General features: G+C 71.3%; 9 protein-coding genes and 2 tRNA genes. 4 read left to right on the top strand and 7 right to left on the bottom strand.

The window, feature by feature from the left end; genetic code table 11:
• The first annotated feature begins 221 nt into the window (after positions 1–221).
• Positions 222–575, top strand: a complete 354-nt coding sequence (locus tag F9B98_RS13055; RefSeq protein ID WP_150958160.1) for a hypothetical protein — start codon at positions 222–224, stop codon at positions 573–575.
• Positions 576–938: 363 nt separating this feature from the next.
• Here the strand turns inward: F9B98_RS13055 and F9B98_RS13050 are convergent.
• The 4 genes from F9B98_RS13050 to F9B98_RS13035 form a co-directional block, all read right to left on the bottom strand.
• Positions 939–1012: transfer RNA gene (locus tag F9B98_RS13050), tRNA-Met, on the bottom strand.
• Between the two features lie 31 nt (positions 1013–1043).
• A tRNA-Thr gene (locus tag F9B98_RS13045) sits at positions 1044–1118 on the bottom strand.
• 67 nt (positions 1119–1185) lie between these two features.
• The gene (locus F9B98_RS15985; RefSeq protein WP_191966840.1) at positions 1186–2658 is read right to left on the bottom strand and encodes a M23 family metallopeptidase; all 1473 of its coding nucleotides are present in this window, start codon (positions 2656–2658) and stop codon (positions 1186–1188) included.
• Between the two features lie 253 nt (positions 2659–2911).
• Positions 2912–3709, bottom strand: coding sequence for an inositol monophosphatase family protein (locus F9B98_RS13035; protein ID WP_150958158.1), 798 nt, complete (start codon positions 3707–3709; stop codon positions 2912–2914).
• Positions 3710–3771: 62 nt separating this feature from the next.
• Between F9B98_RS13035 and F9B98_RS13030 the strand changes: the two genes are divergently transcribed.
• Positions 3772–5355: a phytoene desaturase family protein gene (locus tag F9B98_RS13030; protein ID WP_150958156.1), complete on the top strand. Its 1584-nt coding sequence runs from the start codon at positions 3772–3774 to the stop codon at positions 5353–5355.
• Positions 5356–5403: 48 nt separating this feature from the next.
• On the opposite strand, the gene F9B98_RS13025 is transcribed toward F9B98_RS13030, so the two are convergent.
• Both F9B98_RS13025 and F9B98_RS13020 read right to left on the bottom strand, forming a co-directional pair.
• The gene (locus tag F9B98_RS13025; protein ID WP_150958154.1) at positions 5404–6207 is read right to left on the bottom strand and encodes a MerR family transcriptional regulator; all 804 of its coding nucleotides are present in this window, start codon (positions 6205–6207) and stop codon (positions 5404–5406) included.
• 17 nt (positions 6208–6224) lie between these two features.
• Positions 6225–7664 (bottom strand): PLP-dependent aminotransferase family protein, encoded by a 1440-nt coding sequence (locus F9B98_RS13020; protein ID WP_150958152.1) that lies wholly within the window; start codon positions 7662–7664, stop codon positions 6225–6227.
• An 82-nt stretch (positions 7665–7746) separates the two neighbouring features.
• Here F9B98_RS13020 and F9B98_RS13015 point away from each other — a divergent pair, with 82 nt between their 5' ends.
• Complete coding sequence (locus F9B98_RS13015) at positions 7747–8421, top strand: pyridoxamine 5'-phosphate oxidase family protein (protein WP_150958150.1); 675 nt, start codon at positions 7747–7749, stop codon at positions 8419–8421.
• Between the two features lie 284 nt (positions 8422–8705).
• Here F9B98_RS13015 and F9B98_RS13010 read toward each other — a convergent pair whose 3' ends face one another.
• Positions 8706–12161: a bifunctional proline dehydrogenase/L-glutamate gamma-semialdehyde dehydrogenase gene (locus tag F9B98_RS13010; RefSeq protein ID WP_150958148.1), complete on the bottom strand. Its 3456-nt coding sequence runs from the start codon at positions 12159–12161 to the stop codon at positions 8706–8708.
• Positions 12162–12260: 99 nt separating this feature from the next.
• Here F9B98_RS13010 and F9B98_RS13005 point away from each other — a divergent pair, with 99 nt between their 5' ends.
• Positions 12261–13148 carry a LysR family transcriptional regulator gene (locus F9B98_RS13005; RefSeq protein WP_150958146.1) on the top strand — a complete coding sequence of 296 codons (888 nt, stop codon included), beginning with the start codon at positions 12261–12263 and terminating at the stop codon, positions 13146–13148.
• Position 13149 lies beyond the last annotated feature (1 nt).

Below are 13149 nucleotides of genomic sequence, written 5' to 3'. Positions count from 1 at the left end.
TCTGACGCCACCGGGCATCAGATTCGGTTAGGTACTCGACGCGCCAGCGCCGCGCGGGTGTTGTCAACTCAATGATTGCCTCCGGCACGTCTGTGCTGTCGCCCCGTCGATCCGGTATCCCGACGATCACCGCGTCACCAGCGTCAGCCGCGCCATCGTGACCACGAGCAAGGGCAAGATCCGAACATTCTGGGTTCGTGAAGCCCGGCACGGTCGGATCTATGCTCACCAACCCGGCGATGCTCGCCGGAGCCGCAGGCATCATGGTCCAGCTCGCCATGCAGCATACGATGCAGGAGATCACGAATTACCTCGCCGTCATCGACGAGAGGGTCGACGACGTCCTTCGGGCAAAGAAGGACAGTGCGCTCGCCCGCATGATCGGGGTCGGCCTGGTCATCGACGACGCCATGCTCAAGCGCGAGCACGTCGGCCGCGTCTCCGAGGTGACGTGGTCGAGCCTGCACGGCGCAGCGCAGACTATCGCCGAGACGAAGTCCTATGCGCTCCGCCGTCTCGATGGCCTCGCCGAGAAGCTGGGAAGAAGTCGCGGGTCGGCGGCCTGGCGAAGATAGCGAAGGACGCGGAAGCGGAGGTAGATGTGTTGCTGGCGGTGGTTGCTCGCTGCTTTCAGCTCCAGGACGGCCCAGCGGTCTTGGAGCTCGGCCGCGTTCTCGACTCCTCCGCCGGGGACTTGGATCGACACCGCGAAGCCACCCAGGCCGGGCGCGCAAAGCGCCGCGTCCGACGCACCCATGACTCGTTTATCGGTTCCAGCCCGCGGCAATCGGGAACACCCGCGCCAATATCTTCTGGCCACCGCTCGTACAGGCATAAATGGCCAATAAGTGGCCACAGCGATGAGCACAAATGCAATCGGTTATACGGCGTCCGCAACGTTTTGCCGCGTAATCTCGCTGTGTACCGTCAGGAATCGGTAGCGGGAGCGGGGCTTGAACCCGCGACCTCACGATTATGAGTCGTGCGCTCTCACCAACTGAGCTACCCCGCCGCACAGCATCCTGAATTCGAATGAGGATGCCTGGAGCCCCGAGTCAGGATTGAACTGACGACCCCTTCCTTACCATGGAAGTGCTCTGCCACTGAGCTATCGGGGCGTACCCGGATCGCTCCGGGCAACTAGAAGAGAATATCAGAAAGCGACACTCTCACACGAATCGAGGGTCACCCTCCGGCGTGCTGACGCAGCCACGCGATCGGATCGATCGGGGTGGTGCCGTTCTGGAGGATCTCGACGTGGGTGTGCGCGCCGAAGGAACGGCCGGTGTTACCGGTGCGTCCGAGGAACTGACCCACGTGCACCTTCTCGCCGGGGGTCACCTGGAGCGAGCCGTACTGCATGTGGCCGTACCGGCTCGAGACGAGCTGACCGTCGATGACGTGGTCGATGAGCACGGTCACGCCGAAGGCGCCACCCTGCTCGGTCGCGATGCGCACGGTTCCGTCGGCGATCGCCTGCACGGGTGCACCCTCGCCGGGCACGAAGTCGGCACCCTCGTGGAACCCGCCGTCACGCATGCCGAAACCGTACGAGATCGACACACCGACGGCGAAGGGCCACTGGATGGCCGCGGTCGGGTCGTTCACGTAGAAGTTCGAGGGGTACTTGATGCCCGAGTCGACGGCCATCTTGGCGTAGGTGGTGGCGCTGTAGCCGTCGGCGCGGTCGACGATCGCCGACTGCGACTGGGCCGGCGAAACGTAGGCCTGGATCGCCCCGTCGGCCGAGGCGACGTCGCCGCCGACGGCGAGACGCGTGGTCGCGGTGTCGGACGCGGGGGCGGTGATGCTGTCGGTGCCGCTCGCCGAGGCGATCGCGCTGACGGGCATCGTCATGCCGACGGTGAGGAGTCCGACGACTCCCATGACGCCGATCGAGAACGAGGTCGCGGCGACCCGACGGACGTTGCGGCGCGCGCGGGGAGCGGCCGCCGAGGGGAGACCCTCGGAGACGGGCTCGGGAGCGGGCTCGACGGGTGCCGCCTGCTGCGTCGGCGTCTCGCCGGTGAAGGCGAACAGGCGGGCAGCGGTCTCGAACTCGTCAGCAGCGGTGTCGGTCGCGGAGGCTTCGATGGCGGGCTGCTCCGTGGCGGCCTGCTCGCTGACGGGCTTCGAGGCTCGCCCAGCGGACGACTTCGCTCGACGCTCGGCCCCGGGAGAGACGGCGGGCGCGATGGTCTCGGCGACCGGCTCGACCGAGGTCGAGGTCTCGTCCACCGTCGAGTCGAGGATGACCGAGGCCGGGGGGCGGCGGCGCGAACGACGGCTCGCGGGAAGAGTGATGGGCGAGGTCGGCAGCGACACCGGAGTGGTCGCGACGGTGCTGTCCGCGCTCTGCAGGATGACGGCGACGTCGTCGGACCGACGCTGCTCGTCGACGACGGTGACCTCGAGGGTGCCGGAGGCCGTGGCATCCGGAGCCTTCTCGACGGGGGCCGTGTCGCGCGGCGGCAGCGTGGGCTCGATGGTCGCGGCGATGACCGTCTCGACGACGGCGGCGGCGACGGCCTCGATCAGCTCGGGCTGAGAGGCGGCGTCGGCGTCGACCGGGGCGGGGTCGGCGGCCTTCTGGGGGGCGTCGATCGCGGGGGCGTCGATCGTGGCGACGGGGGTCTCGCTCGCGGAACGACGGCGCATCTCGGCTCGGGTCAGCCGGGGCGTGGTCTCGGGAGCGGGCGTGGGGAGGGGGCGACGAGACCGTCGGGTGACGGCGGGCTCAGTCTCAGAGGCTTCTGACGGCAACGCGGAAGGGCTCTCGTGTCGTGTCGCAGGCGCGACGGCTTCGGGCTGTGGGGGCTTGGCCATCTCCGCAGGTTCGGGTTGCGGAAGATAACGAACTGGTAAACACCCTACCCCGGCTGGTCTGGGAATGCCATGACAGCGTTCCCGCTCACCGCTCGTAGTCGAGCAGCGGCTCGAGGCGCTCGAAGAACTCCCGCCCCGACGCGATGACCATTCCGTTGCCCGGGCGTCCACCCGGGGCTCCCCCGACGACCCCGCCGGCCTCTTCGACCAGCAGCGCCCCGGCGGCGTGATCCCACGGGTGCGTCCCGCGCTCGTAGTAGGCGTCGACGCGGCCGGCGGCGACGGATGCCAGATCGAGAGACGCCGCACCGATCCGGCGCACATCGCGCGCGATGGGCATGACGCGCGAGAGCTGCGCCAGAGCGGGACCGTGCGTCTCGGGGTTGTAGCCGAAACCGGTGGCGACGAGTCCGCCGGCCGGGCCCACCTCGCTGACGGAGAGGCGCTGGTCACCGAGCCAGGCTCCCCCGCCACGCGAGGCGCGGAAGAGCTCGTCGGTCACGGGGTTGAACACGGCCCCGGCCAGCGCGGTCCACGACGCGGTCTGCGCGGTGCCCTCGACGGCGGCGATGCTCACGGCCCACGCCGGAATGCCGTAGGCGTAGTTGACGGTGCCGTCGATCGGGTCGACCACCCAGGTAATGCCGCTGGTGCCCTCTTCGGCGCCCGACTCCTCGCCGAAGAACCCGTCGTCGGGACGCTCGCGCGCCAGCTCCGCACGGATGAAGGCTTCGACCTCGCGGTCGGCGGCGGTGACGATGTCGGCCGCGGCCGACTTGGTCGCGGCGACCGTCACGCCCTCGCGGCGACGGCGGTGGGCGAGTTCACCGGCCTCCCGGGCGATGCGCGTGGCGATCTCGAGCAGGTCGGCTGCGGAAGTCATGGCATCCAGGCTACGTGCGCCACCCCCTGCGACGAATTCGTCGCCGTCGTTAGCGTGGGGTCATGACCGCTTCGGATTCTCGCCGGTACGACGTCGTCATCGTGGGGGGCGGGCACAACGCCCTCGTCTCCGCGGCCTATCTCGCCCGGGCAGGGCGACGCGTGGTGGTGATCGAGAGATCGGATGCCGTGGGCGGCGCCGCCGTGTCGGAGCGCCCCTGGGCGGGGGTCGATGCGCGCCTGTCGCGCTACTCCTACCTCGTGAGCCTGCTCCCGCAGCAGATCATCGACGACCTCGGTCTGCGCCTCGAGCTGCGCCGCCGCCGGCACTCCTCGTACACGCCCGACCCGACCGACCCCACGCGCGGCATCCTCGTGGACACCCACGATGCCGAGGCGACCGCCGGCTCATTCGCGCGCACCCTCGGCGACACCGACGAGGCCGCGCGGTTCGCGGCCTTCGGCGAGCGCCTCGCTCCGGTGGCGAAAGCCGTCTTCCCCACGATGACCGAGCCGCTCCCCACCGCTGACGAGCTGCGCGAGCGCGTCGGCGACGACGAGCTGTGGGACGCCCTCACGACGCGCCCGCTGGGCGATCTGCTGCGCGCATCGTTCGAGAGCGACCTGGTGCGCGGCATCGCCCTCACCGACGGGCTGATCGGCACCTTCGCGTCGTCGGACGACCCCTCCCTCGCCCAGAACCGCTGCTACCTGTACCACGTGATCGGTGACGGGACCGGGGACTGGGACGTCCCGGTGGGCGGCATGGGGGCCGTCACGGCCGAGCTCGAGCGGGCGGCCCGCGAGGCGGGGGCCGAGATCGTCACGGGCGTCGAGGTGATTTCGGTCTCACCCGACGGCGACGTGCACACCATGACCGACCGCTCCGAGGTGTTCCACGGCGACCTCGTGCTCAGCGGGGTCGGTCGCGCCGTTCTCGATCGGCTGCTGTCCGCGGGCGGCGCCGCGACCACCGGGGCCGACGAGCCCGAGGGCGCGCAGGTCAAGGTCAACATGCTCCTCTCTCGCCTCCCCCGCCTCCGCGACGAATCGGTCACCCCCGAGGCCGCCTTCTCGGGCACCTTCCACGTCAACGAGACGATGACCCAGTTGGATGCCGCTCATGTGGCGGCATCCGGAGGGCTCATCCCCCAACCGCTCCCTGTCGAGATCTACTGCCATTCGCTGACCGACCCCTCGATCCTCGGCGAGGATCTGCGGGCATCGGGCGCGCAGACGCTCACGATGTTCGGCCTGCAGGTCCCGCACCGCCTGATCGACGACACGGATGCCGTGGCCGCCGGGGCCCGCCTGCTCGCCGCGGCGCAGGCCTCGCTCGATTCCGTCCTCGCGGAGCCGTTGCGCGACTGCATCCTGCGGGCACCCGACGGCCGGCTGTGCATCGAGGCGCGGACCACACGCGACCTCGAGGAGTCGTTGAACATGATCGGCGGCGACATCTTCCACGGCGCGCTGTCGTGGCCGTGGCTGTCGGCGCCGGCGGACTCCCCCGCCGAACGCTGGGGCGTGGCGACTCCGCACGCCCGCGTCCTGCTGTGCGGCTCGAGCGCTCAGCGCGGCGGGGCGGTCAGCGGGATCGGCGGCCAGAACGCGGCGATGGCGGCGCTGGAGATCCTCGGGCAGTGAGAGCCGGCGAGCGCCCGGAAGTCAGCGCGAATCAGTCGACTCGTCGCGTCAGACCGCGACGACCGGCTGTTGCAATTCGGTCACCCAGTCGGACTGATGGTCGGACTCGGCCCGCACGTACAACTCGCGGCAGGGGCCGGACGGGACGAATCCTCCCTCCAGGATCCGTGCGTGGACGGACTGCCAGCTCTCGGCGATCCGGTCCATCGATCCCAGATGGATCCCGCACACGGCCACCTCGACCGCGGGGAGGTCGACGATCTCGACGCCATCACGCTCGCCACCGGAGTACAGATACCCGGCGATCACCTCGGTTCCGTCTTCACGAGCGGCGTACTGAGCGATCGGGGTGTCCAGCGCACCCTTCTGGGCGCCGATGACCGCGGCGACGGCGTCGAAGGCAGGTCCGACGACGTCCGCCATCTCGGCGCCGTCGGCGACCAGGCGACGACGGGCGGCAAGGCGGACGGCGGGCAGCGACTTCTGAACGATCTCGATCTCTCGCATGTGCTTCTCTCTCTCGATGAGGTGGAGGCGTCGCTCCACGTCGACGAGCCGCGCGGCGGCGATCCGATGCTCATGCTCCACCTCGACGCGCCGCTCACGAAGGAGAAGTGCGATGCGATCGGCATCCACTCCCTGCTTCAAGATCGACGCGACGTCCTCGAGACCGAAACCGAGCTGTCGCAACGCCACGATCCGGTGCAGCCGCTCGAGCTGCGACGGATCGTACGAACGGTAACCGCTGCGCTCGTCCACGTGCGCGGGGACGAGCAGGCCGGTGGTGTCCCAATGCCGGAGCATCCTGTGGGTCACCTGGCCGATCTGCGCGAACGCTCCGATGGACAACATGCTTCTGTTCTCCTTCCTCACACCGTGTCAGGGTCAAGCCGCGACGCCCGAACGACGGCGCGCACGCTCGCGATCAGTTCCGCCACCGCGCGCAGAAGAAGCGGCGTCGACGGCTCGGCGTAACCGAAGACGACTCCCGCGGGCACATCGACGGCGGTCTCCGGTACCGCGTACCCCGAGAGAGGGGATACCAGGATTCCCCGCGCCGCGAGCTCGGCGACCACCGCCCGCTCGACCTCCGGCCCGGCCCCGGGCAGCAGCACGACGGCGTGCAGCCCGCCGTCCATCGCGGTCAGCTCGACCCCCTCGACCTGCGCGAAGGCCTCGAGAAGCAGGCGGCGACGATGGCGGTAGTCGCGACGGCGACGGGCGGTGTGCCGCGCGAGCGCGCCCTCCCGGAGGTAGAGCGCCAGGGCGCGCTGCTGCACCTGCGCGACCGGCGGGTCGAGGTCGGTCCGCGTCGCGACGAGGCGATCGCGCAGCTCGCCGGAGGCGACGATCCACCCTGTCCGCAGAGCCGGGCTCAACACCTTCGACAGCGTGCCCATCATGACGACCCGCGCGGGATCGAGCAGGTGAAGCGGGGGCAGCGGAGCCCGCCCGTGGGGGAACTCGCTGTCGTAGTCGTCTTCCACGATCACCGCGCCGGTGTGCGCGGCCCAGGCGAGCAGTCTCGCGCGGGCGACGGCGTCCAGCCGCGTTCCGAGGGGGTAGTGATGGTGGGGCGTGACGACGAGGGCGTCCAGATCGGCGCGGGCCTCCAGGGCGTCGAGGTCGAGGCCGTCGCCCAGCCGCACCGGGATCGGCACCGCCTCGACCCCCAGCCGGTGCAGGATGCGGCGGGCCCGCGGGTACCCCGGGTTCTCGATGCCCACCCGTAGCGGGCGGCCGACGTTCCGGGGCGTCAGCGCGAGCAGTGTCACGATCATCGCGTCGCTCGTCCCCGCCGTCACGATGACCTCGTCGGGGGCGATGTCGAGCCCTCGGGTGCGACCGAGATGCCGGGCGATCTGCTCGCGTAGGAGAGGATCGCCGCGCACGTCGTCGAGGTCGGGTGCCGGATCGACGGCGGCCGCGCGGCGCCAGGCCGAGCGCCAGGCGGCGTCGGCGATGCCGAGGGTGTGGGGCCGCCCGGGGCGCAGGTCGACGAGGGTGGGGGCCTGCGTCGGTGGGGCCTCGCGCTCCCTCTCGACGGCGCGGGACGCGGAGCCGACGACCTCGGCCACCACGGTCGCGCCGCCGGGGCGCGTCACCAGGTATCCCTCGCCCGCGAGGATCTCGTAGGCGGCCACGGCCGTGCCCCGCGCGATCCCGAGGTCGGCGGCGAGCGCGCGCGTCGAAGGGACCGGCTCTCCCCCGCTCGTCCGCCCGGCCAGGATCGCCGCACGGAGGTTGTGGGCGAGTTGCTCGTGCAGGGGCACGGGCGATTCGCGATCCAGGATGCCGGCGGAGATCATGCCTCGGATTCTCTCACTGGTCCACGAGAAGACGAGAAAAGCGGACTATGACATGGACCACGATCTCGCGTGGACTGAACCCATGACCGACCTGTCCCTGACCACCCTGACCCGGGTCCGCCGCGGCGCCCACCACCAGCGCACCGACCGCGCGGCCCTGTACGACGTGATCGACACCGCCCTGTTCGCCACCCTCGCGATCGTCCGTGACGGCCGCCCGGTGGCTCTTCCCGTCGGGATCGGTCGCGACGGCGATGACCTGCTCGTGCACGGTTCGACCGGCAGCGACTTCTTCCGCCGCATCGCCGCGGGAGCCCCGGTAAGCCTCACGGTCACGCACCTGATGGGCCTGAAGTACGCCCGCTCGCTGTTCGACAGCTCGATGCGCTATCGCTGCGCGGTCGTGCACGCCGTGGCATCCGTCGTCCCTGCCGAGGAGAAGGAACGGGCCCTGCTCACGCTGTCGGAGCACCTCATGCCGGGGCGGAGCGAAGACGTGCGGCCCATGACCGCGAGAGAGATCGCGGCGACGATGGTGCTGCGCATCCCGCTGGCTGAGGCGAGCGTCAAGGACAACGCCGGCTCGCTCGTCGAGGTCGACGGCGACGGGGAGGATCGCACCGTCTGGGCCGGGATGCTGCCGCTGCGAGTCATCGCCGAAGACCCGGTCACCTCGGCCCAGACGGTGGCGGGCACGCCGGTGCCGGAGTCGGTCCGGCGGGCCGCGCGCCGTGTCGCGGCCTCGGGCACGGCCTGAAGCTCGACACAACTCCTGCACTTCGCTCCCACGTGCCGGAATGAGCGCGTCACCCCTGCCCGTATGCAGGAGTTGTGCGCACCCGCGAACGTGCCGACCCGCCGTTTCCTCGGAAGACCCGCCGGCCGGCGGCAGAACTCCTGCGTTGCGTCCCGCGCGGCACCGCGACGCGCGCCGGTCCGCGGCCCGCGGGCGGTGTGCTCAGCGGGGTGCCGCGAATCCCACACATCGGCGGGACGACGAAGGGCGGGGCCGCCACACGACGGCCCCGCCCTTCCACGATCTCAGCCGACCAGCGACGGCACCTCGTACCGGCGAGGCGTTCCGAACCGGTGGGCCGTGATGGACACGGCCTGCTCGCGCAGGAACGGCAGCAGTTCGACGTGCCCGGCGCGGGTGACCTCGCCGGCGTACACGGCCACCGAGGGCGAGCCGTTCGTCGCCTCGGCCACCGTCACGGGCGATCCGCCGAGCAGGCGGATGCGGCCGCCGGAACGGGCGAGGCGCGCCGCGCGGCGGCCCCAGTCGGCGGAGTCCTCGACCGATGCCCGGACACCCACGCCCTCGAGCCACGCGCGCACCGCGGGCGACAGCTCGCGCGTCGAGCTCACCGTCACCGACGAACGGGCGCGCACACCCGCGGCCACCACCCGCACGAGCGCGGCCTCCGATGCGTCCTCGAACCGCACGGTCACCGGCACCGCAGCGTAGCGCAGCACGTTCTGCTCCGACTCCAGGCCGGTCACATCGCGCGCCTGCGAGAACTCCTCGGCCCACGCGGCGGCGTCGCTCGCCAACGCCCCGGCCACCCACTCGCGGTCGGCGGCGGGCACGGCGGCCAGCGCCGGTGCGGCGAGGGCGTCGGGCGTGCGGGGCGCCGAGGTCTCGGCATCCGTCCACGATCCGAACCCGAACAGGTAGTGCGGTCCACCGGCCTTCGTGCCCGCGCCGACGGCCGACTTCTTCCATCCGCCGAACGGCTGGCGCTGCACGATCGCGCCGGTGGTGCCGCGGTTGACGTAGACGTTGCCCGCCTCGATGCGCGAGAGCCAGGTGTCGATCTCCGACGAATCCAGCGCGTGCAGGCCCGAGGTGAGGCCGTACTCGATGGCGTTGACGATCTCGATCGCCTCTTCGAGCGTCTCGGCGGTCATGATGCCGAGCACGGGACCGAAGTACTCGGTGCGGTGGAACTCGCTGCCGGGCTGCACGCCCTCGCGGATGCCGGGGCGCCACAGCGAGCCCTCATCGTCGAGCTTCTTCGGCTCAACCACCCAACGCTGGCCGGGCTCGAGGGTGGTCAGGGCCTTCAGCAGCTTGCCGTTCGCGGGCTCGATGAGGGGTCCGACGCGCGAGGCCTCGTCCCATGGCAGGCCGACCTCGAGCGAGGTGACGGCGTCGACGAGCTGGTCGCGGAAGCGGCGCGAGCGCGCGACGGATCCGACGAGCACGACGAGGGATGCCGCGGAGCACTTCTGGCCCGCGTGGCCGAAAGCCGACATCGCGACGTCCTTGGCCGCGAGGTCGAGGTCGGCGCTGGGGGTGACGATCACGGCGTTCTTGCCGCTCGTCTCGGCCAGCAGCGGCAGGTCGGGGCGGAACGAGCGGAACAGCTCGGCCGTCTCGTAGGCGCCGGTGAGCACGACGCGCTCGACCGCGGGGTGGGTGAGCAGCTGTCGGCCGAGGTCGCTCTCGGACACCTGCACGAGCTTGAGCACCTCGCGCGGAACACCGGCCTCCCACAGCGCCTCGACCATGACGGCGCCCGAGCGCTCGGCCAGGCCCGCGGGCTTGATGACCACGGCCGAGCCCGCGGCGAGCGCGGCGAGGGTCGAGCCCGCGGGGATCGCGACCGGGAAGTTCCACGGCGGGGTGACCACGGTCACGCCGACGGGGGTGAAGGTCGCGCCGTCGACGATCTCGAGGGTCCGCGCCTGCTCGGCGTAGTAGTGGGCGAAGTCGATCGCCTCCGACACCTCGGGGTCGCTCTGCTCGATGACCTTGCCGCACTCCGCTCCCATGACCTCGAGCAGATCGGCGCGGCGCTTCTCGAGGGCGTCGCCCGCGCGGTGCAGGATCTCGGCCCGACCGGCGGCCCCGAGGGCACGCCACGACGCGGCGGCATCCGCGGCGTCCTGGATCAGCGCGTTCAGCGCGATCTCGTCGGTGACCGTGTGGTCGGCGATGGCCTGCGCACCGAGGGTCGACTCCTCCATGCGCGCGACGATGGCGCGCGACCAGTCGCGGTTGGCCTCGATCGCCGGGTCGGAGTCGGGGGTGTTGCGGAAGCCGTGCGTCGGCGCGGGCGCCGCGGGGGCGGTGCGGTCTTGCACGCGGTTCGAGGCGGGCACACCCTCGGGCATGTCGGCGAGGGATGCCAGGAAGCGGTCGCGCTCGCGGGCGAACAGCGCCTCGTGGGTGTCGAGGTCGAACACCGCCGACATGAAGTTCTCGCTCGACGCTCCCTCTTCGAGCCGGCGGATGAGGTAGGCGATCGCGACGTCGAACTCCTGCGGGTGCACCACGGGGGTGTAGAGCAGGATCGAGCCGACCGTGCGACGCACGACCGCCTGCTGCGCGGTCGCCATGCCGAGGAGCATCTCGACGTCGATGCCGCCGGTCACCCCGCGGCGCTCGGCGAGCAGCCACGCGAGGGCGACGTCGAAGAGGTTGTGTCCGGCGACGCCGATGCGCACGTGGGCCGTGTGCTCGGGACGCAGCGCATAGTCGAGCACGGCCTTGTACGAGGCGTCGGTCGCCTGCTTCGAGGGCCAGGTGGCGAGCGGCCAGTCGTGCACATCGGCATCCACCCGCTCCATCGGCAGGTTCGCGCCCTTCACGACGCGCACCTTGATGTGGGCTCCCCCTGCTGCCACCCGCGCGGCGGTCCACTCCTGCAGGCGGATCATCGCGGCGAGTGCGTCGGGCAGGTAGGCCTGCAGCACGATGCCGGCCTCGACGCCGTGGAACTCGGGCTCGCTCAGCAGCGTCTCGAAGACGGCGAGGGTGAGGTCGAGGTCCTTGAACTCCTCCATGTCGAGGTTGAGGAACGTGCCGGTCTCCTTCGCCACCCGGTACAGGGGGCGAAGCGCGGCGACCGCGTCGGCGACGGCGGCGTCGAAGGCCCACGGCGTGTGCGGGGCGACGGTGGACGACACCTTGATCGAGACGTAGTCGACGTCGTCGCGCGAGAGCAGCTTGCGCGTGCCGGCCAGGCGACGCGCCGCCTCTTTCTTGCCGAGGATCGCCTCGCCGAGCAAGTTCACGTTGAGGCGGATGCCATCGCCCCGGCCCCGGATCGAGGTGATCGCCTCGCCGAGCTTGCGGTCGGTGGCGTCGACGATGAGGTGGCGCACCATCGAGCGCAGCGCCGTGCGGGCGGCGGGCACGACGACGTGCGGCAGGATCGGAGCCGCGAACGCGCCGAGGCGGATCGCGGCCTTGAGGTGCAGCGGCAGGAAGCCCGGAATCAGCGGGGTGAGGGCGGCGAGGTTGCGCGCGGCGACGCGAACGTCTTCGGGGCGCACGACGCCGTCGACGAAGCCGACGGTGAAGTCGAGGCCGTGCGGGTCGCGAAGGACGCCCGCGAGTCGCTGGGCGGCGGCATCGACCGGCTCGTTCCGGCTCTCGGCGAGCCACTGGCGCACGAGGGCGATCGCCTCATCGGCGAGCTCGTGGGGAGAGACGAGTGCGGCGGGGGTGGTGCCGGACGTGGTGTCGGGGACGTCGGTGAGCGACATGGCGATCCTTCCTCGGATGCTCTCAGCTTGAGGCTCGCATCCGTTCGAGAAAAGCGATGATTCCTGACGCATACTGTTCGATAGAGCCGAAGGGATGCCATGTTCGATCTGCGCCGCCTCCGCCTGCTGCACGAGCTGTCGGTGCGGGGCACGCTCGCCGCCGTCGCCGACGCTCTCGCGTACAGTCCCTCGACCATCTCGCAGCAGCTCGCCCTGCTCGAGAAGGAGGCGGGAGTCCCCCTGCTCGAGCCCGATGGTCGCCGCGTGCGCCTCACCGCCCAAGGTGCCGCGCTGGCCGCCCACGCGGCCCGCATGCTCGCCGCCGATGAGGCCGCGCGCGCCGAGCTCGAGCGCATGCGCCCCTCCCTCGCCCCGGTGCGCCTGGCCGTGATGCAGTCCGCCGCGCACGGCCTGCTCCCCCGCGCCCTCGACGCCCTCGCCGAGAGCGAGCCGCAGCTGCGTGTCGAGGTCGCCGAGCTGGCCCCCGAGGAGGGACTGTTCGAGGTCGCGGCGCGCGGCTTCGACCTTGCTGTGGCCGAGCAGTACCCCGGCCACACGCGCGAGCACCGCGAGGGCCTCGAGCGCGGGCTCCTGGGGCGGGATGCCATCCGTCTCGCCGTCGCGCGCGACGACCACGCGCAGCATCTCGAAGACCTCCGCGAGCGCGCCTGGGTGATGGAACCGGTGGGCACAGCCGCCCGCCAGTGGGCCACGCAGCAGTGCCGCGCCGCGGGGTTCGAGCCCGACGTGCGTTTCGAGATGGCCGACCTCACCGCGCACGCCCGGCTCGTGGCATCCGGTCATGCCGTGGGGATGATCCCCGACCTCGTCTTCGCGGGCGAAACCCCGCCCGTCCGGCTCGTGGGCCTGCCCGACGAACCGCGGCGCGAAGTGTTCACGGCCGTGCGCCGCGGAACGGCCGACCGCCCCGGCGTACGCGCCGTGCGCGGGGCACTGCAGGTGGCGTACGACCGGGGCGGTCGGTAGA

Origin of the sequence: Microbacterium testaceum StLB037 (genome assembly GCF_008763945.1) — a bacterium.
GTDB lineage: Bacteria > Actinomycetota > Actinomycetes > Actinomycetales > Microbacteriaceae > Microbacterium > Microbacterium testaceum_G.
Note: the sequence above shows the minus strand (reverse complement) of the source record. Positions and strands in the feature narration are given on the sequence as shown.